At 65.7% G+C, this 24,825-nt stretch carries 19 protein-coding genes and 1 pseudogene; 13 read left to right on the forward strand and 7 right to left on the reverse strand.

What is annotated here, in order from left to right:
• Positions 1-2: 2 nt before the first annotated feature.
• From murD to lpxC, 9 genes are all read left to right on the forward strand, one after another.
• Positions 3-1,349, forward strand: a complete 1,347-nt coding sequence (gene murD, locus CAG41_RS24345) for a UDP-N-acetylmuramoyl-L-alanine--D-glutamate ligase (RefSeq protein WP_085584847.1) — start codon at positions 3-5, stop codon at positions 1,347-1,349.
• Positions 1,346-2,563 (forward strand): putative lipid II flippase FtsW, encoded by a 1,218-nt coding sequence (gene ftsW, locus CAG41_RS24350; RefSeq protein WP_085584849.1) that lies wholly within the window; start codon positions 1,346-1,348, stop codon positions 2,561-2,563. The genes murD and ftsW overlap by 4 nt, the downstream gene beginning before the upstream one ends.
• Positions 2,553-3,623 (forward strand): undecaprenyldiphospho-muramoylpentapeptide beta-N-acetylglucosaminyltransferase, encoded by a 1,071-nt coding sequence (gene murG / locus CAG41_RS24355; RefSeq protein ID WP_085584851.1) that lies wholly within the window; start codon positions 2,553-2,555, stop codon positions 3,621-3,623. The genes ftsW and murG overlap by 11 nt, the downstream gene beginning before the upstream one ends.
• Positions 3,616-5,076, forward strand: a complete 1,461-nt coding sequence (murC, locus tag CAG41_RS24360; protein WP_085584853.1) for a UDP-N-acetylmuramate--L-alanine ligase — start codon at positions 3,616-3,618, stop codon at positions 5,074-5,076. Before murG ends, murC begins: the two co-directional genes overlap by 8 nt.
• Positions 5,073-6,035 carry a D-alanine--D-alanine ligase gene (locus CAG41_RS24365; protein ID WP_085584855.1) on the forward strand — a complete coding sequence of 321 codons (963 nt, stop codon included), beginning with the start codon at positions 5,073-5,075 and terminating at the stop codon, positions 6,033-6,035. Before murC ends, CAG41_RS24365 begins: the two co-directional genes overlap by 4 nt.
• Before the next feature lie 4 nt (positions 6,036-6,039).
• Positions 6,040-6,906 (forward strand): cell division protein FtsQ/DivIB, encoded by an 867-nt coding sequence (locus tag CAG41_RS24370; RefSeq protein WP_085584856.1) that lies wholly within the window; start codon positions 6,040-6,042, stop codon positions 6,904-6,906.
• A 15-nt stretch (positions 6,907-6,921) separates the two neighbouring features.
• The gene (gene ftsA, locus CAG41_RS24375) at positions 6,922-8,181 is read left to right on the forward strand and encodes a cell division protein FtsA (protein WP_065261511.1); all 1,260 of its coding nucleotides are present in this window, start codon (positions 6,922-6,924) and stop codon (positions 8,179-8,181) included.
• A gap of 67 nt (positions 8,182-8,248) precedes the next feature.
• Complete coding sequence (ftsZ, locus tag CAG41_RS24380) at positions 8,249-9,448, forward strand: cell division protein FtsZ (RefSeq protein WP_085584858.1); 1,200 nt, start codon at positions 8,249-8,251, stop codon at positions 9,446-9,448.
• A 112-nt stretch (positions 9,449-9,560) separates the two neighbouring features.
• Positions 9,561-10,472: a UDP-3-O-acyl-N-acetylglucosamine deacetylase gene (lpxC, locus tag CAG41_RS24385; RefSeq protein WP_085584860.1), complete on the forward strand. Its 912-nt coding sequence runs from the start codon at positions 9,561-9,563 to the stop codon at positions 10,470-10,472.
• Between the two features lie 207 nt (positions 10,473-10,679).
• Here lpxC and CAG41_RS24390 read toward each other — a convergent pair whose 3' ends face one another.
• The 7 genes from CAG41_RS24390 to CAG41_RS24420 all read right to left on the reverse strand — a co-directional run bounded on the left by CAG41_RS24390 (position 10,680) and on the right by CAG41_RS24420 (position 20,535).
• Positions 10,680-12,185: a sensor domain-containing diguanylate cyclase gene (locus tag CAG41_RS24390; RefSeq protein ID WP_085584863.1), complete on the reverse strand. Its 1,506-nt coding sequence runs from the start codon at positions 12,183-12,185 to the stop codon at positions 10,680-10,682.
• Positions 12,186-12,376: 191 nt separating this feature from the next.
• Positions 12,377-13,693 carry an OprD family porin gene (locus tag CAG41_RS24395; RefSeq protein WP_085707558.1) on the reverse strand — a complete coding sequence of 439 codons (1,317 nt, stop codon included), beginning with the start codon at positions 13,691-13,693 and terminating at the stop codon, positions 12,377-12,379.
• Between the two features lie 195 nt (positions 13,694-13,888).
• Complete coding sequence (locus tag CAG41_RS24400; protein WP_085584867.1) at positions 13,889-14,113, reverse strand: hypothetical protein; 225 nt, start codon at positions 14,111-14,113, stop codon at positions 13,889-13,891.
• Positions 14,114-14,235: 122 nt separating this feature from the next.
• Positions 14,236-15,600, reverse strand: a complete 1,365-nt coding sequence (locus tag CAG41_RS24405; RefSeq protein WP_085584869.1) for a heavy metal sensor histidine kinase — start codon at positions 15,598-15,600, stop codon at positions 14,236-14,238.
• Complete coding sequence (locus tag CAG41_RS24410; protein WP_085584871.1) at positions 15,590-16,267, reverse strand: heavy metal response regulator transcription factor; 678 nt, start codon at positions 16,265-16,267, stop codon at positions 15,590-15,592. Before CAG41_RS24410 ends, CAG41_RS24405 begins: the two co-directional genes overlap by 11 nt.
• A 9-nt stretch (positions 16,268-16,276) precedes the next feature.
• Entirely contained in the window at positions 16,277-19,378 is a 3,102-nt protein-coding gene (locus tag CAG41_RS24415; RefSeq protein ID WP_085584873.1) for a multidrug efflux RND transporter permease subunit, read from the reverse strand.
• Positions 19,375-20,535 (reverse strand): efflux RND transporter periplasmic adaptor subunit, encoded by a 1,161-nt coding sequence (locus tag CAG41_RS24420; RefSeq protein WP_085584875.1) that lies wholly within the window; start codon positions 20,533-20,535, stop codon positions 19,375-19,377. Before CAG41_RS24420 ends, CAG41_RS24415 begins: the two co-directional genes overlap by 4 nt.
• A gap of 1,572 nt (positions 20,536-22,107) precedes the next feature.
• Between CAG41_RS24420 and CAG41_RS24425 the strand changes: the two genes are divergently transcribed.
• The 4 genes and pseudogenes from CAG41_RS24425 (at position 22,108) to CAG41_RS24435 (ending at position 24,579) form a co-directional block, all read left to right on the forward strand.
• Positions 22,108-22,464, forward strand: a complete 357-nt coding sequence (locus CAG41_RS24425) for a DUF6124 family protein (RefSeq protein ID WP_085584877.1) — start codon at positions 22,108-22,110, stop codon at positions 22,462-22,464.
• 144 nt (positions 22,465-22,608) lie between these two features.
• A complete protein-coding gene (locus CAG41_RS24430; RefSeq protein ID WP_085584879.1) occupies positions 22,609-22,836 on the forward strand; it encodes a hypothetical protein in 228 nt (75 codons plus the stop codon).
• 150 nt (positions 22,837-22,986) lie between these two features.
• A pseudogene (locus tag CAG41_RS29305) lies at positions 22,987-23,268 on the forward strand (PAS domain-containing protein); the annotation flags it as partial.
• 207 nt (positions 23,269-23,475) lie between these two features.
• Positions 23,476-24,579 carry a methyl-accepting chemotaxis protein gene (locus CAG41_RS24435; protein ID WP_371856117.1) on the forward strand — a complete coding sequence of 368 codons (1,104 nt, stop codon included), beginning with the start codon at positions 23,476-23,478 and terminating at the stop codon, positions 24,577-24,579.
• Positions 24,580-24,825: the final 246 nt, after the last annotated feature.

Consider the following 24,825-nt stretch of genomic DNA (forward strand, 5'->3'; position numbering starts at 1 on the left):
GAGTGTCCCTGATCGCTTCCGACCACTTCCGCATCATTGTCGGCCTCGGCAAGAGCGGCATGTCCCTGGTTCGCTTCCTGGCGAACCGGGGCGTGGCGTTTGCGGTGGCCGACACGCGGGAAAACCCGCCGGAACTGGCCACGCTCAAGCGTGACTATCCGCACGTGGAAGTGCGTTGTGGCGAGCTGGACGTCGAGTTCCTGTGCCGTGCCGACGAACTCTACGTGAGCCCCGGCCTGGCGCTGGCGACCCCGGCCCTGCAGGCCGCAGCGGCCCGTGGCGTGAAACTGTCCGGCGACATCGAGCTGTTCGCGCGCAACGCGAAGGCGCCGATCGTGGCCATCAGCGGCTCCAACGCGAAAAGCACCGTCACCACCCTGGTCGGCGAGATGGCGGCTGCCGCCGGCAAACGCGTGGCGGTGGGCGGCAACCTCGGCACACCGGCGCTGGACCTTCTGAGCGACGACGTCGAGCTGTACGTGATGGAGCTGTCGAGCTTCCAGCTGGAGACCACCGACCAGCTCAACGCCGAAGTGGCGACCGTGCTCAACATCAGCGAAGACCACATGGACCGCTACAGCGGCCTGCCGGCCTACCACCTGGCCAAGCACCGGATCTTCCGGGGCGCCAAGCAGTTCGTGGTCAACCGCCAGGACGCCCTGAGCCGTCCGTTGATGGGCGAGGGCCAGCCGTGCTGGACCTTCGGCCTGACCAAACCGGACTTCAAGGCGTTCGGCATTCGCGAAGAGGACGGCGAGAAGTGGCTGGCCTTCGAATTCCAGAACCTGATGCCGGTGCGCGAACTGAAGATCCGCGGCGCGCACAATCAGTCCAACGCCCTGGCGGCGCTGGCGCTCGGCCATGCGGTCGGCCTGCCGTTCGACGCGATGCTCGCGGCGCTGCGCAACTTCGCCGGTCTCGAGCACCGCTGCCAGTGGGTGCGTGACGTGGACGGCGTCGGCTACTACAACGACTCCAAGGCCACCAACGTCGGCGCCGCGCTGGCCGCCATCGAAGGCCTGGGCGCGGACATCGACGGCAAGATCGTGCTGATCGCCGGCGGCGACGGCAAGGGCGCCGAATTCCATGACCTGCGCGATCCGGTGGCGGCTCACTGCCGCGCGGTGGTCCTGATGGGCCGCGACAGCGACAAGATCGGCGAGGCCCTCGGCGACGCCGTGCCGCTGATCCGTGCCGGCTCCCTGGCCGAAGCCGTTGCGCAATGCCGCGCCGCCGCCCGCCCGGGCGATGTGGTGCTGCTGTCGCCGGCCTGCGCCAGTTTCGACATGTTCAAGAACTACGAAGACCGTGGCCACCAGTTCGTCCGCACCGTGGAGGATCTGGCATGAGCCTGAAAGGGATCATCAAGCCGTACCCGTCGCCGATCATCACCGGACGCGGCATCGACCTCGACTTCCCGATGCTCGCCGGCTGCCTGGCGCTGCTGGGGCTCGGGCTGATCATGATCGCCTCGGCGTCGACCGAAGTGGCGGCGGCCCAGTCGGGCAGCGCCCTCTATTACATGATCCGCCACCTGATCTACATCGTGCTGGGGCTGGGCGCCTGCGTCGTGACCATGATGATCCCGATCGCCACCTGGCAGCGCATGGGCTGGATGATGCTGATCGGCGCCTTCGGCCTGCTGGTGATGGTGATCGTTCCCGGCATCGGCCGGGAGGTGAACGGCTCGATGCGCTGGATCGGCTTCAGCTTCTTCAACGTGCAGCCCTCCGAGATCGCCAAGGTGTTCGTGGTGATCTACCTGGCCGGCTACCTGGTGCGCCGGCAAAAGGAAGTGCGCGAAAGCTGGATGGGCTTCTTCAAGCCGTTCATCGTGCTGCTGCCGATGGCGGGCCTGCTGCTGATGGAGCCGGACTTCGGCGCCACCGTGGTGATGATGGGCGCGGCCGCGGCGATGCTGTTCCTGGGCGGCGTCGGCCTGTTCCGGTTCTCCCTGATGGTGGTGCTGGCGGTCGCGGCGGTGGTGCTGCTGATCCAGATGCAGCCGTACCGGATGGCGCGTCTGACCAACTTCGCCGACCCGTGGGCCGACCAGTTCGGCGCCGGCTACCAGCTGTCCCAGGCGCTGATCGCGTTCGGCCGCGGCGAGTGGCTGGGCGTCGGCCTGGGCAACAGCGTGCAGAAGCAGTTCTACCTGCCGGAAGCCCACACCGACTTCGTGTTCTCGGTGCTGGCCGAGGAGCTGGGCGCCGTGGGTTCGCTGTGCACTGTGGCGCTGTTCGTGTTCGTGTGCATCCGTGGCATGTACATCGGCCTGTGGGCCGAGAAGGCCAAACAGTTTTTTGCCGCCTATGTCGCTTACGGGCTGTCGTTCCTGTGGATCGGCCAGTTCCTGATCAACATCGGCGTGAACGTCGGCCTGCTGCCGACCAAGGGCCTGACCTTGCCGTTCCTCAGCTACGGCGGCAGCTCCCTGGTGATCTGCTGCGCCTGCCTCGGCCTGCTGCTGCGGATCGAGTGGGAGAGCCGCACGCACCTGGGCAGCGAAGAGATGGAATTCCATGAGAGCGACTTCGCCGAGGAGCCGAACCATGGGCGCTAACGTATTGATCATGGCCGGCGGCACCGGCGGCCACGTGTTCCCGGCGCTGGCCTGTGCCCGCGAGTTCCAGGCGCGCGGCTACACCGTGCACTGGCTCGGCACCCCGCGCGGGATCGAGAACGACCTGGTGCCGGCCGCCGGCCTTGAGCTGCACCGCATCAACGCCACCGGCCTGCGGGGCAAGGGCAAGCTGTCGCTGCTCAAGGCGCCGTTCATGCTGCTCAAGTCGGTGCTGCAGGCCCGTGCCGTGATGCGCCGCCTCAAGCCGGTGTGCGTGGTCGGTTTCGGCGGTTATGTGACCGGCCCCGGCGGTGTCGCCGCGAAGCTGGCCGGCGTGCCGGTGATCGTTCACGAGCAGAACGCCGTGGCCGGCACCGCCAATCGGATGCTGGTGCCGTTCGCCGCCCGGGTGTGTGAAGCGTTTCCCGACACCTTTACCCTGTCGGACAGCCGCCGCACCACCGGTAACCCGGTGCGCAGCGAGCTGTTCCTCGAAACGCCGCGGCAGGCCCTGGCCGGTCGCAAGGCACGTTTGCTGATCCTGGGCGGAAGCCTGGGCGCAGAACCGTTGAACAAGCTGTTGCCTGAAGCCCTGGCGCAAGTCGCTGCCGACCTGCGTCCGGAGGTGTTCCACCAGGCCGGCAAGCACCACGATGAAGTGACTGCAGAGCGCTACCGCGCCGCCGGCGTCGACGCGCAGGTGCAGCCGTTCATCAAAGACATGGCCCAGGCCTATGGCTGGGCTGACCTGGTGGTGTGCCGCGCAGGCGCCCTGACCATCAGTGAACTGGCCGCCGCCGGTCTGCCTTCGATGCTGGTGCCCTTGCCCCACGCCATCGACGATCACCAGACCCGCAACGCCGATTATTTGGCCCGCGAAGGCGCTGCCTTCCTGATGCCGCAAAGAACGACCGGCGCAGCGGACCTTGCCGCGCGCCTGACAGAGGTCTTGATGCAACCGCAACGACTCGAACAAATGGCCCAAGCGGCCCGCCGTCTGGCCAAACCCGATGCCACCCGTAGCGTGGTCGACACCTGCCTGGAGGTGGCCCATGGTTGAGAATCAGAAAGCCATGCCGCAACCGGAAATGCGCCGCATCCGCCGCATCCACTTCGTCGGCATCGGCGGCGTGGGCATGTGCGGCATCGCCGAGGTGCTGCTGAACCTGGGCTACGCCGTGTCCGGTTCGGACCTGAAGGCTTCCCCGGTCACCGAGCGCCTGGAGTCCTTTGGCGCGCAGATCTTCATCGGCCACCGTGCCGAGAACGCCGCCGCAGCCGACGTGCTGGTGGTGTCGAGCGCGGTCAACACCTCCAACCCGGAAGTGGCGACCGCCCTTGAGCGTCGCATTCCCGTGGTGCCCCGTGCCGAGATGCTGGCCGAGCTGATGCGCTACCGCCACGGCATCGCCGTCGCCGGCACCCACGGCAAGACCACCACCACCAGCCTGATCGCTTCGGTGTTCGCGGCCGGCGGCCTGGATCCGACCTTCGTCATCGGCGGGCGCCTGAACGCCGCCGGCACCAACGCTCAGCTGGGCACCAGCCGCTACCTGGTCGCCGAGGCGGACGAGAGCGACGCGAGCTTCCTGCACCTGCAGCCGCTGGTGGCCGTGGTCACCAACATCGACGCCGACCACATGGCGACCTACGACGGCGACTTCAACAAGCTGAAGAAGACCTTCGTCGAGTTCCTGCACAACCTGCCGTTCTACGGGCTGGCGGTGATGTGCCTGGACGACCCGGTGGTGCGCGAGATCCTGCCGCAGGTCAAGCGTCCGACCGTGACCTACGGCTTCAGCGAAGACGCCGACGTGCGCGCGATCAACGTGCGCCAGCAAGGCATGCAGACCTTCTTCACCGTGCTGCGCCCCGACCGCGAGCCGCTGGAGGTGTCGGTGAACATGCCCGGCAACCACAACGTGCTCAATTCCCTGGCGACCATCTGCATCGCCACCGACGAAGGCGTCAGCGACGAAGCCATCGTCCAGGGCCTGTCGGGCTTCCAGGGCGTGGGCCGGCGCTTCCAGGTCTACGGCGAGCTGCCGGTGGACGGCGGCAACGTGATGCTGGTCGACGACTACGGCCACCACCCGACCGAAGTCGCGGCCGTGATCAAGGCCGTGCGCGGCGGCTGGCCTGAGCGCCGCCTGGTGATGGTCTACCAGCCGCACCGCTACAGCCGCACCCGCGACCTGTACGACGATTTCGTCAACGTGCTGGCCGACGCCAACGTGCTGCTGCTGATGGAGGTCTACCCGGCCGGCGAAGAGCCGATCCCCGGCGCCGACAGCCGCAAGCTGTGCAACAGCATCCGTCAGCGCGGCCAGCTCGACCCGATCTACATCGAGCGTGGCGCCGATCTGGCGCCGGTGGTCAAGCCGCTGCTGCGCGCCGGCGACATTCTGCTGTGCCAAGGCGCCGGTGACATCGGCGGCCTGGCGCCGAAACTGTTGAAAAGCGAGTTGTTCGCCGGGGCCGTCGCGGCGCCGGTCGAGGGGAAGTTGAAATGAGTGCTGCCTACGCGAACCTGTTCTCCACCATCGCGCCGAAAGACTTCGGCCGCGTCGCCGTGCTGTTCGGCGGCAAGAGCGCCGAGCGTGAAGTCTCGCTGAAGTCCGGCAACGCCGTGCTCGCCGCGCTGCAGAGCGCCGGCGTGGACGCGTTCGGCATCGACGTGGGCGACGACCTGCTGCAGCGCCTGTTGAGCGAGAAGATCGACCGCGCGTTCATCATCCTCCACGGTCGTGGCGGCGAGGACGGCAGCATGCAGGGCCTGCTCGAAGTCGCCGGCATTCCGTACACCGGCAGCGGCATCCTGGCCTCGGCGCTGGCCATGGACAAGCTGCGCACCAAGCAGGTCTGGCACAGCCTCGGGATCCCGACGCCGCGCCACGCCGTGCTGCGCAGCGAAGCGGACTGTATTTCGGCGGCGGCGGAACTGGGCTTCCCTTTGATCGTCAAACCGGCCCATGAAGGTTCAAGTATCGGGATGGCCAAAGTGACTTCCGCGTCCGAGTTGATCGACGCCTGGAAAGCGGCCAGTACCTACGATTCGCAAGTGTTGGTCGAGCAATGGATCCAGGGTCCGGAGTTCACCATCGCCACCCTGCGCGACCAGGTGTTGCCGCCGATCGCCCTGGGCACGCCCCACACGTTCTACGACTACGACGCCAAGTACATCGCCAACGATACCCAGTACCGCATTCCGTGCGGGCTCGATGCCGCCAAGGAACAGGAACTCATGGACCTGACGGCCAAGGCCTGCGACGCGCTGGGCATCGCCGGCTGGGGACGTGCGGACGTGATGCAGGACGCCGACGGGCAGTTCTGGTTCCTGGAAGTGAACACCGCTCCGGGCATGACCGACCACAGCCTGGTGCCGATGGCGGCCCGGGCCGCCGGTCTGGATTTCCAGCAACTGGTTCTGGCCATCCTGGCCGCCAGTGTCGAAGCAGACGCGCGAGGTTAAGGCCATGCAAGGCGCACAGCTCAGACATCAGCCCTCCGCACCCGGCCGCAAGCCGGTGCCGCGGGGCGCCAGCCGCATGGTGGCCAAAGAGCCGATGTCCGCGCGCCTGCCCAAAGCCAATTTCGGCTTCCTCAAAGGGCTGTTCTGGCCGGTGCTGCTGGTGGCCCTGGGGTTCGGCACCTACGAAGGCGCGCAGCGGCTCCTGCCGTACGCCGACCGGCCGATCACCAAGATCGCGGTGCAGGGGGACCTGAGCTACATCAGCCAGCAGGCGGTGCAGCAGCGGATCGCCCCGTACGTGGCGTCGAGCTTCTTCACCATCGACCTGGCCAGCATGCGCACGGAGCTTGAGCAGATGCCGTGGATCGCCCACGCCGAAGTGCGTCGGGTGTGGCCGGACCAGGTGGTGATCCGCCTCGAAGAGCAGTTGCCGGTGGCCCGTTGGGGCGACGAGTCGCTGCTCAACAACCAGGGCCAGGCGTTCACGCCCAAGGAACTGGCGAACTACGAACACCTGCCGCAGCTGTTCGGCCCCCAGCGGGCCCAGCAGCAAGTGATGCAGCAGTATCAGGTGCTGAGCCAGATGCTCAGGCCGTTGGGCTTCTCGATCGCGCGCCTGGAACTGCGCGAGCGGGGCAGCTGGTTCCTGACCACCGGTGCCGGTAGTTCCGGCCCCGGCATCGAGTTGCTGCTGGGACGCGGCAACCTGGTGGAAAAGATGCGCCGCTTCATTGCCATCTACGACAAGACGCTCAAAGAACAGATTACGAACATTGCGCGCATCGATCTGCGCTACGCCAACGGCCTGGCCGTTGGCTGGCGGGAACCTGTAGCGCCGCCGGCAGCCCAACCCGCTGTCGCAAAGAATTAAGAAGAGGCAGGACCCATGGCAAACGTGCAAAGCGGCAAAATGATCGTCGGTCTGGATATCGGCACCTCCAAAGTGGTGGCGCTGGTAGGCGAGGTCGCTGACGACGGCACGCTCGATATCGTCGGGATCGGCACCCATCCGTCCCGCGGCCTGAAGAAAGGCGTGGTGGTGAACATCGAATCCACCGTGCAGTCGATCCAGCGCGCCATCGAAGAGGCGCAGCTGATGGCCGGCTGCCGGATCCACTCGGCGTTCGTCGGCGTGGCCGGCAACCACATCCGCAGCCTGAACTCCCACGGCATCGTGGCGATCCGCGACCGCGAAGTCAGCTCCGCCGACCTTGAGCGCGTGCTCGACGCCGCCCAGGCCGTGGCGATCCCGGCCGACCAGCGGGTGCTGCACACCCTGCCGCAGGACTACGTGATCGACAACCAGGAAGGCGTGCGCGAGCCGCTGGGCATGTCCGGCGTGCGCCTGGAGGCCAAGGTCCACGTGGTCACCTGCGCCGTCAACGCCGCGCAGAACATCGAGAAGTGCGTGCGCCGCTGCGGCCTGGAAATCGACGACATCATCCTTGAGCAACTGGCCTCGGCCTACTCGGTGCTCACCGACGACGAAAAGGAACTGGGCGTGTGCCTGGTGGACATCGGCGGCGGCACCACCGACATCGCGATCTTCACCGAAGGCGCCATCCGCCATACGGCGGTGATCCCGATCGCCGGCGACCAGGTGACCAACGACATCGCCATGGCGCTGCGCACCCCGACCCAGTACGCCGAAGAGATCAAGATCCGCTACGCCTGCGCCCTGGCCAAGCTGGCCGGCGCCGGCGAGACCATCAAGGTGCCGAGCGTCGGCGACCGTCCGCCGCGCGAGCTGTCCCGCCAGGCCCTGGCCGAAGTGGTCGAGCCGCGCTACGACGAGCTGTTCACCCTGATCCAGGCCGAACTGCGCCGCAGCGGCTACGAAGACCTGATCCCGGCGGGCATCGTCCTGACCGGCGGCACCTCGAAGATGGAAGGCGCCACCGAGCTGGCCGAGGAAATCTTCCACATGCCGGTGCGCCTGGGCGTGCCGCACGGCGTCAAGGGCCTCGACGACGTGGTGCGCAACCCGATCTATTCGACCGGCGTGGGCCTGCTGATGTACGGCCTGCAGAAGCAGTCCGACGGGATCTCGTTCTCGGGCATCGGCAGCCGCGACAGCTACAGCAACGACGAGCCGCAGGCGCCGTTGCTCGACCGACTGAAGAAGTGGGTCCAAGGCAATTTCTGAAGCTTTACCGCAGCACCGCAACAAACGGCAGTAGGCGAAAAAACTAGAGAATGTAAGGAGAGGGAAAATGTTCGAACTCGTAGACAACATCCCCGCAAGCCCGGTAATCAAGGTTATCGGTGTCGGCGGTGGCGGCGGCAACGCCGTCAATCACATGGTCAAGAGCAACATCGAAGGCGTCGAGTTCATCTGCGCCAACACTGATGCCCAGGCCCTGAAGAACATCGGTGCGCGCACCATCCTGCAACTGGGCACCGGCGTGACCAAGGGCCTGGGTGCGGGCGCCAACCCGGAAGTCGGCCGTCAGGCCGCGCTGGAAGACCGCGAGCGCATCGCTGAAGTCCTGGCCGGCACCAACATGGTGTTCATCACCACCGGCATGGGCGGCGGCACCGGCACCGGTGCGGCGCCGATCATCGCCGAAGTGGCCAAGGAAATGGGCATCCTGACCGTTGCGGTCGTGACCCGTCCGTTCCCGTTCGAAGGCCGCAAGCGCATGCAGATCGCCGACGAAGGCATCCGCATGCTGTCCGAAAGCGTCGACTCGCTGATCACCATCCCGAACGAGAAGCTGCTGACCATCCTGGGCAAGGACGCCAGCCTGCTGTCCGCCTTCGCCAAGGCCGATGACGTGCTGGCCGGCGCCGTGCGCGGCATCTCCGACATCATCAAGCGTCCGGGCATGATCAACGTCGACTTCGCCGACGTGCGCACCGTGATGAGCGAAATGGGCATGGCGATGATGGGCACCGGCTGCGCCAGCGGTCCGAACCGTGCACGCGAAGCCACCGAAGCGGCCATCCGCAACCCGCTGCTCGAAGACGTGAACCTGCAGGGCGCACGCGGCATCCTGGTGAACATCACCGCAGGTCCCGACCTGTCCCTGGGCGAGTACTCCGACGTGGGTTCGATCATCGAAGCCTTCGCCTCCGAGCACGCGATGGTCAAGGTCGGCACCGTGATCGATCCGGACATGCGCGACGAGCTGCACGTGACCGTGGTCGCCACCGGTCTGGGCGCCAAGATCGAGAAGCCTGTGAAGGTCATCGACAACACCGTCCACACCACCATGGCCGCCGCCCCGGTACAGCCGCAGCAGGCCCCTGCACGTCAGGAGCAGCCAGCGGTGAACTACCGTGACCTGGACCGTCCGACCGTCATGCGCAACCAGGCCCAGGCCGGTGCTGCGACTGCCGCGAAGATGAATCCGCAAGATGACCTGGACTACCTGGACATCCCGGCTTTCCTGCGTCGTCAGGCCGATTGATGAAATGTATCAGGGGTATTCAGGTGATTGGTGTTCAGCAAAGGCTCGGTCTGCTATCATCGCCAGCCTTTGTTGATACCAGTTCGCAATTTGCGCTGAAGCGGCCCATGCCATGATTAAACAACGCACACTGAAAAACATTATCCGTGCCACCGGTGTTGGCCTGCACTCCGGCGAGAAGGTCTACCTGACCCTCAAGCCTGCGCCGATCGACACCGGGATCGTCTTCCGTCGTGCCGACCTCGACCCAGTCGTCGAGATCCCGGCCCGCGCCGCCAACGTCGGCGAGACAACCATGTCGACGACGCTGGTCAACGGTGACGTGAAGGTGGACACGGTGGAGCACTTGCTCTCGGCCATGGCTGGCCTGGGCATCGATAACGCCTACGTCGAGCTCTCCGCGTCCGAAGTCCCGATCATGGATGGCAGCGCCGGACCTTTCGTATTCCTGATTCAGTCGGCTGGCCTGGAAGAGCAGGACGCCGCCAAGAAGTTCATCCGCATCCTGCGGGAAGTGACCGTGGAAGACGGCGACAAGCGCGCCACTTTCGTCCCTTTCGACGGGTTCAAGGTGAGCTTCGAGATCGATTTCGATCACCCGGTTTTCCGCGACCGCACCCAAAGTGCAAGCGTGGACTTCTCCAGCACGTCGTTCGTGAAGGAAGTCAGCCGCGCCCGCACCTTCGGCTTCATGAGTGACATCGAGTACCTGCGCAAGCACAACCTCGCACTCGGCGGCAGCGTGGAAAACGCGATCGTGGTCGATGCCGATGGCGTGCTGAACGAAGACGGCCTTCGCTACGAAGACGAGTTCGTTAAGCACAAGATCCTCGATGCGATCGGCGACCTCTACCTGCTGGGCAACAGCCTGATCGGTGAGTTCAAGGGCTTCAAGTCCGGTCACGCACTGAACAACCAGCTGCTGCGCAAGTTGATTGAGCAGACAGATGCGTGGGAAGTCGTGACGTTCGAAGACGCCAGCACCGCTCCGATCTCTTACATGCGCCCGGTTGCGGCGGTGTAAGTAAAAAACCTCTCTAGTTTTTTGAAGGCCACCTTTGGGTGGCCTTTTTTTATGCCCGGATTCGTTGCACAGCGGGCGCCAGCCCCCTGGTGATGGCAGTGGGGTAGCCACCACAGTTGTAGTGGTGTGCATGAATCTTGCGAACACCCGGTGCCCCCTGTGGGAGCCAGCCTGCTGGCGATGGCTTCAGCACCGTCAGCACAAGGTTCAGGCCACCACCACCCGGTTGCGCCCACCTTCCTTGGCCTGGTACAGCGCCTTGTCCGCCGCAAACAGCAGTTGCTCAAGGCTTGAGTCCATTGCCGTCGTCCAGGTACTGACGCCGATGCTCACGGTCATCGGCGCCTCATCGCCGTCCGCGTGGGGCAACTGCTCCACCGCCGCGCGGATGTGCTCGGCGATCTGCCGGGCGCCGGCGCTGTCGGTCTCGGCGAGGATCACCGAAAACTCCTCGCCGCCATAACGGGCCACCAGATCCGCCGGGCGCCGCACGTTCGCGCTGACCACCCGGGCCAGCGCCTGCAATGCCCGGTCCCCGGCCTGGTGCCCGTGGCGGTCGTTGAAGGCCTTGAAGCGGTCGGCGTCGATCATCAGCACCGACAACGGCTTGCCCGAGCGCTGGGCGCGGAACCACTCGTGGCGCAGCGACTGGTCGAGCATGCGCCGGTTGGCCACGCCGGTGAGGGCATCGGTGGCCGCCAGCTGCGCCAACTCCCGCTCGGCCCGGTGGCGCAGGCGCAGTTCCCGGGCCAGCAGCCAGGTCAGCCACAGCAGGCCGGCGCAGAGCACGCCGGTGGCGCCGCTGATCAGGATCGCCGTGCGCTGCCAGGCGCCGAACACCGCATCGCCGGACAGGGCGACGATCACCGTCAGCGGCAAATTGCCGACCCGGGAGTAGGTGTACAGCCGCTGCCGCAGATCCATGCTGGAAATGCTGTTGAAGCTGCCGTTGCCGCCGCTGTCGCCGAGGATCCGGATCACGTTGGGCCGGTTGGCGAAGCTCTTGCCGATGGAGTCGCTTTGCAGGTAAGGCTTCTGTGCCAGCAGCAGGCCGTCGCTGTTGATGATGTTCAGGGTGCTGTCGACGCCGATGTCGAGGCTGTTGAACAGCTGGTCGAAGTAATCGAGCTTCATCGACGCCACCGCCACGCCGATGAATTCGCCGGTGTCGGAAGACATGCGCCGACTGAAGCTGATCCGCCATTGGTCGGCCTCGTCGCAGTCGCAGCGGGTCTTGAACGGACGGCTGATGAACAGGCCCGCGTCGCGGTTGAAGGCATGGGCCAGGAAGTAGTCGCGGTCGGCGAAGTTGCCCGGTTTCGGCTCGACCCGGGAAGAGTCGGCCACCACCTCGCCGTGCTTGTCGAGCAGCAGGATGTCGCCCTTGAAGCGCACTGCGGTGGAGCGGTCGAACAGGGCCATGTGGCGGATCTGCGGCGACACGTGCTTGAGGTCCTCGCGCTGGGCGGCGGCGATCAGGCCTTGCAGCGTCAGGTCGTACAGCTCGACGGTGCGCAGCACATCGGCGTCGATCAGTTGGGCGATGGTGGTGGCGCTGCGGGTGGCCGATTCCTGGGCGTTGGCGTGCTCGCGGATCAGCAGGAAGGTGACGATGCACACGATCGCGACGACGGTCAGCAGGCTGCCGAGAATCAGCAGCGGCACGGAACGTCCGGTCTTGCCCGAAGCAGGTGGGGTGCGGCTTGCGATCATGGTGGGCGTTCGGTTGTGGATTTTTGTAAGCGTAGGCCTGTAGATACCATTGTGGGAGCGAGCCTGCTCGCGATGGCGATCCTTCAGCAACCTGGATGTTGGCTGATGCACCGCCATCGCGAGCAGGCTCGCTCCCACAGGATATTGGAACGGCCTGAGGGTCAGGCCGATCCTCTAGCGTAGCGCCGATCTTAGAAGACGTTGATCGGGTAGTCGATGATCACGCGGTATTCATCGGTGTCGGAGTCCAGCGCGCCGTAGCCGTTGCCGCCACGGTTGGTCGCCCATTGCAGGCGCACCGCCAGGTCTTTGGCCTGGCCGCTCTGCACCACGTACTTGAGGTCGATGTCGCGTTCCCAGTGTTTGGCGTTGCGCCCCTCGGCGCTGTACCACGCGGCGTAGCCGGGGCTGTTCGGGTCGGTCTTGGTCAGGTCCAGGGTGCCGCGCGAGTAGGACACCGCCGAAGTCAGGCCCGGCAGGCCGACGCCGGCGAAGTCGTAGGCGTACTTGAGCTTCCACGAGCGCTCGTTGGGGCCGTTGAAGTCCGAGTACTGCTGGGAGTTGTCCAGGTAGATGCTGTCGCCCTGGCTGATGTAGTCGAACGGCGTGTTGCCGTTGACCCGCTGGTAGGCGGCGGTGAGGCTGTGGCTGCCGATGCCGACCGTGAAGTGCACGCTCCAGGTGTTGTTGTCGATGTCGCCCAGCAGCGCCTCGCCGGTGTCCTGGGTGTGGTAGTAATGCAGGCCGGGGTTGAGGCTGACCAGATCGTTCAGCGCCCAGGTGTAGTCCAGGTCGTAGTAGTACTGGTTCCAGATGTCCTTGAGTTCGGAGGCGTACAGGCTGCTGGTCAGGCCTTCGACGCCGCTCCAGGCCACGCCGGCCCAGTTCAGGTGACGGCTTTCGTCGCCGTCGGGGAGGCTGCCGTAGGAAGTGCCGATGCGCTTGTGGCCGCTCTGGTTGTAGGGCTTGGTGAAGCTGGCCTGGCCGCCTTCGATCAGCCAGCCGTCGAAGCTGCGGTTGGTCAGGCTCAGGCCGCGGAACGTCTGCGGCAGCATGCGGCTCTCGCCGCCGGCGATCACCGGGTTGGTGAGGAACAGGTCGCCGACCTTGAGCTCGGTGTCGAACGCGCGCATTTTCAGGGTGCCGCCGGCCGTGGAGAACGAGCCCGGCGCTTTGCCGCTGCCGTCGCTCACCGGCAGGATGCTGGAGTTGTCGGTGCCGCCACCGCCGTCGAGCTTCAGGCCAAGCATGGCGTGGGCGTCGACGCCGAAGCCGACGGTGCCTTCGGTGTAGCCGGACTCGAACTTGCCGAGCAAGCCCTGGCCCCACTCGATGTTGTCGTCCGCCTGCTGCAGGCGGTTGCGGTTCATGTAGTAGTTGCGGGCGTTGAGGTTGAGGCTCGAACCTTCGACGAAGCCTGCCTTCTCGGGTTCGGCGGCCTGGGCTGCCGGGGCAATCGTTGCGGCGACTGCAATGAACAGCGGGGTGAAACGGACTGGGTAACGCACGTGCGGTAAAGCTCCTTGGGTCAACGTTCCCTTCAATCGCTTGAGGGGCGGGATGTTTCTAATTGTTAAAGACGATCCGGACGGCCTTCAGACCACAACGAAAAAAAGGCCGCTGAAATTCAGCGGCCTGGAGTGACGACGGTCGAACGGGAAGAGCCAAACGACCGCGTCGAGGGAAATCGGAAGGAGCGCGGCTCAGCTGTCTTTCTCAAGCGACGGCTGTGCCTGGGAAGTGGCGGCCTGCGGGGACTGCGCGGCGTTCTGGGCCTTGGCCATCATCTCTGCCTGATGCTGCTCGAAGGCCTGGGCGCGGGCGGCGTTGTGCGCCACGAACGACTGGGATTCTTCGGCCATCGCCAAAGGCGACAGGATCAATGAGGACAAAACGAACGCGCTGGCAATTCCCATACTGTTGGACATCTCGAAAACCTTCTTGCTTGGCAAGTGCTGTGTGGTTGCGGGCAAAGATAAGGTCGCCGGACACCGGGAAACAGCGTGATTTTCATAAATGACTGTTACAGCGCAGGCAAAGATCCCGGGCGTCAGACAGGCAAGTGCATGCCGAAGGTGTTCATGCCGCGGTCGCTTTGCACGAACACGTCGCCGCCGTGCATCAGCGCGATCGCCTTGACGATGGCCAGCCCCAGGCCGTGGTTGTTGCCGCTGTTGCTGCGCGACGCATCCACCCGATAGAAGCGTTCGAACAGCCGCGGCAAGTGCTCGCCGGCGATCGGCGAGCCGGGGTTGGCCACGCCGATGCTGACTTGATGCTCTTGCACCTCGATGTGCACCTCGATCACCTGGCCCGGCGCCGTGTGCTGCACGGCATTGCTCAAAAGGTTGATCAGCGCCCGGCGCAGGTGGGCGATCTCGATGCGCACCTGGGCGTCGCCGCTGACCTGCACCTGCACCTGGGCGTCTTCGAGGATGAAGTCCAGGTATTCGAGGGTGGTGGCCACCTCGTCGGCCAGCGAAGTCTGCGTCAGTTTGGTGGCCTTGCTGCCCTGGTCGGCGCTGGCCAGGAACAGCATGTCGTTGATGATCGAACGCAGCCGCTCCAGCTCTTCGAGGTTCGATTGCAGCACTTCGAAGTAATGTTCCGCCGAGCGCCCCCGGGTGAGGGCGACCTGGGTCTGGCCGATCAGGTTGGTCAGCGGCGAGCGCAGTTCGTGGGCGACGTCGGCGTTGAACGACTCCAGCCGCGAATAGGCCTGTTCGACCCGTTCCAGCGTCGAGTTGAACGAGCTGACGAACTGCGCCAGCTCCGGCGGCAGCGGCGACAGGCGCAAGCGCCCGGCCCGCAAGGGCGGCGCCAGGCGCTGGGCCTCCTGGGACAGTTTGATCAACGGCTTGAGGCCGATCCGCGCCACCCAGTAGCCCAGCGCCGAGGCCAGCAGCACGCCGACGGCCGCCAGGCTGACCAGGGCGATCAGCAAGCGGTGCTGGGTCTCGTGGAAGGTCTCGGTGTCGATGCCGATCATGAAGCGCAGGGGTGGGCGCTGATCCTTGGCCGGCAGTTCGGTCAGCAGCACTTTGAGCGGGTAGGCGTGGCCGGGCAGTTGCAGGTCGCGCATGCCCAGCGGCCCCTGGGCGAAGGCGCGGATCAGGGCGTCCGGGCTGCCGTACTCATAACCCGGATCGCCGCTGACCACCCAGAAGCGGATGCGCTTGTCCTCTTCGCCGAGCAGGTTGAGCTTGGCGTTGATCTTCACCCAGTGCTCGGGCGTGCCGAAGCGGTTGAGCGCCGACTCCAGCACGCTGTAGCGCGCGTCGAGCTCGGCTTCCGGCAGCAGGCCCAGGCCCTTGTCCACCTGCTGGTACAGCGCGCCGCCGATCAGCAGGAACACCAGCAGCGCCACCAGGGTGAACAGGCCGCTCAGGCGCAGGGCAATCGAGTTACTGGACACCGCGGCTCTCCAGCACATATCCCATGCCGCGGATGGTGTGCAGCAGCTTCTCGTCGAACGGCCCGTCGAGCTTGGCCCGCAGGCGCTTGATCGCGACCTCGACGACGTTGGCGTCGCTGTCGAAATTGATGTCCCAGACCATCTCGGCGATGGCGGTCTTGGACAGGATCTCGCCCTGGCGCCGGGCCAGCACGCTGAGCAGCGAGAACTCCTTGGCGGTCAGGTCCAGGCGGGTGCCGGCGCGGGTGGCCTTGCGGCTGATCAGGTCGATCCACAGGTCGGCGATGCTCACCTGCACCGGCTCGTGGCCGCCGCTGCGCCGGGTCAGGGCTTGCAGGCGCGCCACCAGTTCCAGGAACGAGAACGGCTTGCCGAGGTAATCGTCGGCGCCGTCGCGCAGGCCCTTGATCCGGTCCTCGACCCGTTCCCGGGCGGTGAGCATGATCACCGGCGTCTGCTTGCGCGCCCGCAGCGCGCGCAGCACGCCGAAGCCGTCCAGGCCCGGCAGCATGACGTCGAGCACGATCACCGCGTAGTCGCCTTCCAGCGCCAGGTGCAGGCCCTCGATGCCGTCGCGGGCCAGGTCCACGGTGTAGCCCTGTTCCGTCAGGCCGCGGTGCAGGTAGTCCGCGGTTTTTTCTTCGTCTTCGATAATCAGGACGCGCATGACCCTGCCTCAGTCTGTGGTCGCCAGCGCCGCGGCGGGCGCCGGTGCAGGTCGATGGAATAGCCGTTCGAGCCACAAGTATATGACCGGCGTGGTGAACAGCGTCAGGGCCTGGCTCACCAGCAGGCCGCCGACCACCGCGATGCCCAGCGGCTGGCGCAGTTCGGCGCCCGTGCCGTAGCCGAGCATCAGCGGCAGGGCGCCGAGCAGGGCGGCGAGGGTGGTCATCATGATCGGCCGGAACCGCGTCAGGCAGGCCTCGAAAATCGCCTCCTGCGGCGCCAGCCCGCGGTTGCGCCGGGCCTCCAGGGCAAAGTCGATCATCAGGATGCCGTTCTTCTTCACGATGCCGATCAGCAGCACCAGGCCGATCAGCGCCATGATCGAGAAGTCCTGGCCGCACAGCCACAGCATGATCACCGCACCGAGGCCCGCCGCCGGCAGGGTCGAGATGATCGTCAGCGGGTGCACGAAGCTTTCGTACAGCACGCCGAGGATGATGTACACCGCCACCAGCGCCGCCAGGATCAGCCACGGCTGGCTCTTGAGCGAACTCTGGAACGCCTGGGCCGCGCCCTGGAAATTGCCGCTGATGGCGGTGGGCATGCCGATCTCGGCCTTGGCCCGGTTGAGCAGGATCACCGCATCGCCCAGCGCCACGCCGGGCGCCAGGTTGAACGACAGGTTGGCGGCCGGGAACATGCCGTCGTGGGCGATGGACAACGGGCCGACCGTGGGCGGGTCGAACCGGGCCAGCGCCGACAGCGGCACCATTTCCCCGCTCAGGGGCGAGCGCAGGTAGAAGTAGTTGAGGCTTTCGGCTTTGCCGCGCTGTTTGGTGTCCAGCTCCAGGATCACGTTGTACTGGTTGACCTGGGTCTGGAACTCGTTGATCTGCCGCTGGCCGAAGGCGTCGTAGAGCGCTTCGTCGACATCGCTGGCAGTCAGGCCGAAACGCGCGGCGGCGCTGCGGTCGATGCTGATGTGGGTGATGCTGCCGCCCAGCTGCAGGTCGTTGGAGATGTCGCGGAACGCCGGGTTGCCGCGCAGCTTTTCGGTCAGGCGCTGGGTCCAGGTGGCCAGGGTCGCGCCGTCGTTGCTCTTGAGCACGTATTGGTATTGCGCCCGGCTCGGGCCGGAGCTGAGGTTGATGTCTTGCCCGGCGCGCAGGTAGAGGACGATGCCCGGCACTTTCATCAGTTTGGGCCGGATGCGGTCGATGAACTGGCTGGCGCTGACGTCACGGTCGCCACGTTTTTTCAGGGCGATCCAGAAGCGGCCGTTGGCGATGGTCTGGTTGCTGCCGGAGACCCCGACCGAGTGGGAGAACGCCTGCACGGCAGGGTCGGCGGCGACGATCTCGGCCATGGCCAGGTGTTTTTTCACCATGTCGCCGTAGGAAATGTCTGCGGCAGCTTCAGTGGTGCCGAGGACGAAACCGGTGTCCTGCACCGGGAAGAACCCCTTGGGAATGAAGACATAGCCACCGATCGCCAGCGCCAACGACAGGCCGAACACGCCGAGCATCAGTTTCTGGTGGGCCAGGGCATGGCGCAGGCCTTTCTCGTAGCCGGCCAGCAGGCGCTCGCTGAAGCCGGGCTTGTCGTGGGCGTGGTGCGTGGGCCGGCGCATGAACAGGGCGGCAAGGGTCGGCGCGAGGGTCAGCGACACCAGCACCGAAATCATGATGGTCGAGGTGGCGGTCAGGGCGAATTCCTTGAACAGCCGACCGACCACGCCGCCCATGAACAGCAACGGAATGAACGCCGCCACCAGCGAGAAACTGATCGACACCACGGTGAAGCCGATCTCGCCGGCCCCCTTGATCGCGGCCTCGCGCATGTCGTCGCCGGCCTCCAGGTGACGGTGGATGTTCTCCACCACCACGATCGCGTCGTCCACCACAAACCCCACGGCCACCACGATCGCCACCAGGGTCAGGTTGTTCAGGCTGAAGCCGAGCAGGTACATCAGGGCGAAACTGGCGGTCAGCGACACGCCGAGCACCGCCGATACGATCAGCGTCGCCGACAGTTGGCGCAGGAACAGCGCCATCACCGCCACCACCAGCAGAATCGCGATCATCAGCGTGATCTCGACCTCATGCAGCGAGGCGCGGATGGTCTGGGTGCGGTCGATCAGCACCTTGACCTGCACCGAGGCCGGCAGCATGGCCTCCAGGGCGGGGAGGGCGGCCTGGATCCGGTCCACCGTCTCGACGATGTTGGCCCCCGGCTGGCGGGAGATCACCAGGTTCACCCCCGGCTGGTCGCCGGCCCAGGCCTGCACGTAGGCATCTTCCGAGCCGTTGACGACTTTGGCGACATCCTTGAGGTGAACCGGGGCGCCGTCCTTGTAGGAAACGATGAGCTGGCTGTACTCCTCGGGATGGAACAGTTGATCGTTGGTCGACAGCGTGGAAATGCTCGACTCGCCGTACAGCGCGCCTTTGGCCAGGTTGAGGCTGGTCTGCTGGATCGCCTGGCGGATGTCGGCCAGGGTCAGGCCGATGGCCGCCAGTTTGTCGGCCGACGCCTGCACGCGGATGGCCGGGCGCTGCTGGCCGGTGATGTTGATCTGGCCGACGCCGTCGATCTGGCTGATCTGGCGGGCCAGCAGGGTTTCCACCAGGTCGCTCAGTTCGGTGCCGGGCATTTGCGTCGAGCTGACGCTCAGGATCAGCACCGGGCTGTCGGCCGGGTTGACCTTCTTCCAGGTCGGCAGCGTCGGCATGTCCTTGGGCAGTTTGCCGGCGGCGGTGTTGATCGCGGCCTGCACCTCCTGGGCGGCGGTGTCGATGCTCTTGTCGAGGGTGAACTGCAGGGTCAGCAGGCTGGAGCCCAGGGCGCTGCTGGAGGTCATCTGGGTCATGCCGGGAATGGCGCTGAACTGCACCTCCAGCGGCGTGGCCACCGACGACGCCATGGTGTCGGGGCTGGCGCCGGGCAATTGCGCGGACACCTGGATCGTCGGAAATTCCGCTTCCGGCAGTGGGGCGATCGGCAAGCGCGGGAAGGCAATCGCCCCCACCAGCAGCAACGCGAACGTCAGAAGAATCGTCGCCACCGGGTGATCGATGCACCACCCGGACATCCCGCCGCGCACGCTCATGGCTTCGGCTCCGCTTGCACCACCTGCGCCGGTTCATTCATCACCTGCACGGTCGAGCCGGGCTTGAGCCGCGACTGGCCGTCGCTGACCAGGATGTCGCCGGCCTTCACGCCCTGGATGATGTCCTGGCCGCTGCCCTGATAGACCATCTGCACCTGCACCGCTTCGACCTTGTCGCCGTTGACCCGGTAAACGAAGTGTTGATCGAGCCCCCGCTGGACGACGGTCGGCGGCACCACCAGGGCGTCTTTATCCAGGGCGGTCTGCACCTTCACCGTCACCAGCAGGCCGGGCCAGAGCTTCTGGCCGGGGTTGTCGAACTCGGCCTTGGCGCGGATGGTGCCGGTGTTGGCGTTGATCTGGTTGTCGATCAGGGTCAGGTGGCCTTCGCCCAGCAGGTTGCCGGTCTCGCCGTCGGTGTCGGCGCCGATGTAGGCCTTGACCTGCGCGTGCTGCGGGTCGGCGATCAGGCCTTGCAGGGTCGGCAGCATTTGCTGGGGCAGGGAGAACTCCACGGCGATCGGGTCGATCTGGGTCACGGTGAACAGGCCCTGGGTGTCGGTCATGCGCAGGAAGTTGCCTTCATCGACCGTGCGAATCCCGACGCGGCCGGTGACCGGGGAGCGAATCTGGGTGTAGGACAGTTGCACCTGCGCCGCGTCAATCGACGCCTGATTGCCCTGGGCGGTGGCCTTGAGCTGGTTGACCAGCGCCTGTTGCTGGTCGTAGGTCTGCTTCGACACGCCGTCGTCGACGCTGAGCAGCTTGTAGCGCTTGAGGTTGACCAGCGCCACCTGCAGCTGCGCCTGGCTCTCGCCCAGTTGCGCCCGGGCCTGGTCGAGGCTGGCGCGGATCGAGCGGTCGTCGAGGGTGGCGAGCAGGTCGCCGGCCTTCACGAGTTGGCCTTCCTTGACCCAGAGCTTGGTGAGGATGCCGTCGATCTGCGGGCGCACCACTACGCTGTGCAGCGAGAGCACCGAGCCGATGCCGCTGGTGTAGCGCGGCACGTCCTGTTCGCTGACGCTGACGACCTGCACCGGGATGGCGGTGGGGGCCGCCAGTTTGGCCGGGGCGGGTTTGGCGATGTACCACAGGCCGGCGGCTGCCAGGGCGATCAGCAGGGTGGCGAGCAGGGCGGGTTTCTTCTGGATGTGCATGCGGTGGGCGCCAGGGGGACGGAGTTGGGGCAGGTTGTGTCTTTATAAACGGGTTTGGGGGTCGGGAGGGTGACGGCTGGCTGACGGCGCTGTCAGTTTCGGCTTCTTGGTTTTTTTGTTTTGGTCTTGGCGGCCTTTGGGCCGACCAGGTTGGGGGTGGTTTTGTGTGTATATCCGTTTCTTCGGGTGTGGCGGCTGGCGGTTCCGCCCTTACGGCGGGTCACTTTTGGCAGACGCCGGAATGCCGGCCCAGCCCAAAGTAACCAAAAGGTCTGGCCCCGGCGTACGGCCCCTCGCCTAGGCTCGGGGTCCCTTCGCTCCGGGATTCATCCGGGGGCATCGGCTACGGTTTGCTTCGCTGCACCTCCTTGCGATGTGTTTGGCTGCGCCAAACGGCGCTGCGCGCCCACCCCCGGATGAACCCCTCCGCTCAGCCTTCCGAAGGGGCCGGCAGATCAAGATCAAAAGCGAGGCGAGCTGACACTCGGCCTTTTGAGAAGCACGCCACGGCGGCCTGACAGCCGACCTGTTTCTGACTGCCCGACACAATTCCCTGTGGGAGCTGCGGTGCGACGATTCGACTTGCCAGCGATGGGGCCGGCACTGCCGACATCTGTGGTGACTGACTCACCGTCATCGCCGGCAAGCCGGCTCCCACAGGTTTTTGTGGTGTGCCTGGATTTTGTGGGCACCGGGCTACTTGTGGGAGCTGCGGTGCGACGACTCGACTTGCCAGCGATGGCGGCCTGCCAGCCGAGCAATCCCTCCCAGACCACCTCAATCCCTGTGGGAGCTGGCTTGCCAGCGATGGGGCCGGCACTGCCGACATCTGTGGTGACTGACTCACCGTCATCGCCGGCAAGCCGGCTCCCACAGGTTTTTGTGGTGTGCCTGGATTTTGTGGGCACCGGGCTACTTGTGGGAGCTGCGGTGCGACGACTCGACTTGCCAGCGATGGCGGCCTGCCAGCCGAGCAATCCCTCCCAGACCACCTCAATCCCTGTGGGAGCTGGCTTGCCAGCGATGGCGGCCTGCCAGCCGACCAATCCCTCCCCGACCACCTCAATCCCTTGTGGGAGCCAGCCTGCTGGCGATGACGGCCTGCCAGCCAACCAACCAATCCCCACCTGACTGCCCCCGATCCAACTGTAGGAGCCAGCCTGCTGGCGATAGCGGCCTGCCAGCCAATCAATCTCTACCTGACCACCCCAATTCCCATAGAACCTCACTGCATTTCAGAACCGAAATGTTTAAAGGCTGTTGCAGATTTGCCGAACCCTCCCACAAGGTTTTCAGGTTGTCCGTCGGAAGCCCGCTCTCTAGTCTTTCCCCGTCGCTGGCCATTCGGCGACCGGGTGTGAGATCCCCGGCTACTCATTTGGATACTTGTGCGAGTCCCTCCATAATCGCCGCCGGCTTAGACTGTCGGCGATTGTTATGGCGGCTATGTGCGGGTGGACGAATGTCCTGCCGGGTTATCCATGACCGGTGATCTCACCCCGTACATAGCTGCCACCACTTCTTCGAGTGAGATCGGGAAATCGTGGCTTCAAGACTTGGAGGATTTGCTTCATGGACAAGCTGATACCCGACCCACCCTCAACAACCCCACTCGCCGACGCCAGGCGCGCCGAAGAGCAAGCCAGAAACGAGCAAGCCGTCAAACGGGCCCTCGATTTCTACCTCAGCCCGGAACCCCACAAGCGCCGTCAGCCGAGTGCGATGTACACGGTCTGCCCCAACATCGGCAACGAGAACCTGCTGGCCGACGCCTGTGAGTCCCTGGCGTCGGCCAGCATCCTGGTCAGCAACTTCGCCAATGAGCTCAGCGGCCCGCATCGCAGCATGGCATTGGGGATCCAGCAGATCGTCATGCTCGCCGAGCTGGCGGTGAACCGGGCGCTGGACCGGGTGGCGCCGTTGGCGTGAGGCCGGAGCGTTCCGCCCATCGAACAGTCTCGGCATGAGGCCGGCCGGTTCCTTTTTCGGGGCTGTAAAGTGGTGGCGCGCAGGTATACTGCGCGCTTTCTCGGCTCCTTTCCGGAGCCGACCTCCCGCCTCCCCGGAGCCCCCATGACTGCCCCCACCGACGACGCCGTGACCGACGCCCCGGCCGTTCAACCTGATGCCAGTGAAACCCCGTCGGCCATCCCGGACTTCAAGTTCCCGTTCAGGCCCGGTGAGCTGGCCGCCGCCAAGGGTTCCAACCAGCCGTGGTACAAGAACGGCGCCAAGAACGGCCACACCAAAGTCCCCGGCATGGCGCCGCCCGGCACCCGGCGGTCGATGGGCAAGCGCTGATCCGGCGCCGATGTGCGGCCATCGGCTGCGATTTTCCGTCGCAGTGATGGCTAATTGCTCAGATCCTGAGCCAGATCAACGTTTATCCAATGAGTGCGCTTAGAGTCAGCAGCCCTGCCGACTCTTTCCAATAAAACGAGCGCGCTCTCCATGAAGATCAATCTCCCGGTGACCGGGCGCAACCTCGATGTTGCGCCCGATGCGAACATCCTCTCGACCACCGATCTGAACAGCGCGATCACCTACGCCAACGACGACTTCATCAACATCTGCGGTTATGGCCGTGACGAGCTGCTGGGCGCGCCGCACAACCTGCTGCGCCATCCGGACATGCCGCCCCAGGCGTTCGCCCACATGTGGCAGACGCTCAAGCGCGGGCGTTCCTGGATGGGGCTGGTGAAGAACCGCTGCAAGAACGGTGATCATTACTGGGTCAGTGCCTATGTCACGCCGGTGACGCAGAACGGCGCGGCGGTGGAGTACCAGTCGGTGCGCACCCGGCCGGACGCGCGGCTGGTGGCGGCGGCGGAGCGGGCCTATGCGCGGTTGCGCGAAGGTCGCACGTCGCCTTGGGCGCGCCTGCCGGTGCTGGGGTTGCGGGGGCGGATCACGGCGCTGGCCAGCGCGTTGCTGGCGCTGGTGCTGGGCACCGAAGCGTGGTTGCGGCCGGAGTCGTTGTGGATCGATGCCGGGGCGTTCGTGGTCGGCAGCGCGGTCTGCGCCCTGGGCGTGGGCTGGCTGCTGCGGCCGCTGGAGCGCTTGACCGCGCGGGCGCAAACAATCGCCGACAACCCCTTGAGCCAGGGCATCTACACCGGCCGGCGGGACGAGTTCGGCCAGATCGAGTTTGCCTTGCAGATGCTGGAGGCCCAGGTCGGCGCGGTCGTCGGGCGGATCGGCGACGCTTCGCAGCGGCTGGCCGGGCATGCCGCGCAACTGGTCGATCACCTGCACAGCAGCCACACCAGCAGCCTGGCCCAGCAGGCTGAGACCGATCAAGTGGCGGCGGCGATCCATCAGATGGCGGCCAGTGTCGCCGAGGTGGCCAGCCATGCCCAGCAGGCCTCGGTGGCGGCGGACATGGCCGGCACGGAAACCCGTGAAGGGCATCTGCTGGTCGGCGAAAGCCGCACGGCGGTGCTGCGCCTGGCCGAGGAGCTGGGCCGGGCGACCGAGGTGATCCATCAACTGGAAGGCCACAGCAGCGAGATTTCCGGGGTGCTGGAGGTGATCCGCAGCATCGCCGAGCAGACCAACCTGCTGGCGCTCAACGCTGCTATCGAAGCGGCGCGGGCCGGGGATGCCGGGCGCGGGTTCGCGGTGGTGGCCGACGAAGTGCGGGGGCTGGCCCAGCGTACCCAGCAATCGACCAACGAGATCCAGCGGATGATCAGCACCCTGCAGAACGGCGCCCGGGACGCGGTGCTGGCCATGCAGCAGAGCGGCGAGCATGTGGACAACAGCGTCGAACAGGCGAAGCGGGCGGCGCAGGCATTGGACGGCATCAGCGGGCGTGTGGGGCAGATCACCGAAATGAGCCTGCAGATCGCGGCGGCGGTGGAAGAGCAGAGCGCGGTGAGCGAGGACATCAACCGCAACATCGTCAGCATCCGCTCGGCCTGCGAGGTGACGGTGGACGAAGGGCGGCAGAGTCAGGCCAATTCGCAGGACGTGGCGGGGCTGGCGGGGGACCTGCGGTCGTTGGCGCGGGAGTTCTGGGGGCGGCGTCAGGTCAGGGATTGAGGGTGTTCCGGCCGGCCTCATCGCCAGCAGGCTGGCTCCCACGGGGGGGCGTTGCCGGACGGGTCTCTTCGCGGGCAAGTCGAATCGTCGCACCGCAGCTCCCACAGGTTTTTGGGTGTGCAGGGATTTGCGCACGACCGGGATCCCTGTGGGAGATTCTATGGTTGAGGCAAAGCCCTCAGCCTGCTTTTGGTTCATATTCGCTTTGCCCTTTGAGCAGGGCGAATACGATCCGGGCCAGTTTGC

The sequence above is a fragment of the Pseudomonas sp. B35(2017) genome, from assembly GCF_002113645.1.
GTDB classification, from domain to species: domain Bacteria; phylum Pseudomonadota; class Gammaproteobacteria; order Pseudomonadales; family Pseudomonadaceae; genus Aquipseudomonas; species Aquipseudomonas ekonensis.

Bases quoted from the DNA above. Each gene is read 5' to 3' on its own strand.
- CAG41_RS24420 (WP_085584875.1), bottom strand. From the start codon at position 20,535: ATGCACATCCAGAAGAAACCCGCCCTGCTCGCCACCCTGCTGATCGCC.
- ftsZ (WP_085584858.1), top strand. From the start codon at position 8,249: ATGTTCGAACTCGTAGACAACATCCCCGCAAGCCCGGTAATCAAGGTT.
- CAG41_RS24400 (WP_085584867.1), bottom strand. From the start codon at position 14,113: ATGTCCAACAGTATGGGAATTGCCAGCGCGTTCGTTTTGTCCTCATTG.
- CAG41_RS24370 (WP_085584856.1), top strand. From the start codon at position 6,040: ATGCAAGGCGCACAGCTCAGACATCAGCCCTCCGCACCCGGCCGCAAG.
- lpxC (WP_085584860.1), top strand. From the start codon at position 9,561: ATGATTAAACAACGCACACTGAAAAACATTATCCGTGCCACCGGTGTT.
- murG (WP_085584851.1), top strand. From the start codon at position 2,553: ATGGGCGCTAACGTATTGATCATGGCCGGCGGCACCGGCGGCCACGTG.
- ftsW (WP_085584849.1), top strand. From the start codon at position 1,346: ATGAGCCTGAAAGGGATCATCAAGCCGTACCCGTCGCCGATCATCACC.
- CAG41_RS24390 (WP_085584863.1), bottom strand. From the start codon at position 12,185: ATGATCGCAAGCCGCACCCCACCTGCTTCGGGCAAGACCGGACGTTCC.
- CAG41_RS24430 (WP_085584879.1), top strand. From the start codon at position 22,609: ATGACTGCCCCCACCGACGACGCCGTGACCGACGCCCCGGCCGTTCAA.
- CAG41_RS24415 (WP_085584873.1), bottom strand. From the start codon at position 19,378: ATGAGCGTGCGCGGCGGGATGTCCGGGTGGTGCATCGATCACCCGGTG.
- murC (WP_085584853.1), top strand. From the start codon at position 3,616: ATGGTTGAGAATCAGAAAGCCATGCCGCAACCGGAAATGCGCCGCATC.
- CAG41_RS24425 (WP_085584877.1), top strand. From the start codon at position 22,108: ATGGACAAGCTGATACCCGACCCACCCTCAACAACCCCACTCGCCGAC.
- CAG41_RS24365 (WP_085584855.1), top strand. From the start codon at position 5,073: ATGAGTGCTGCCTACGCGAACCTGTTCTCCACCATCGCGCCGAAAGAC.
- CAG41_RS24410 (WP_085584871.1), bottom strand. From the start codon at position 16,267: ATGCGCGTCCTGATTATCGAAGACGAAGAAAAAACCGCGGACTACCTG.
- ftsA (WP_065261511.1), top strand. From the start codon at position 6,922: ATGGCAAACGTGCAAAGCGGCAAAATGATCGTCGGTCTGGATATCGGC.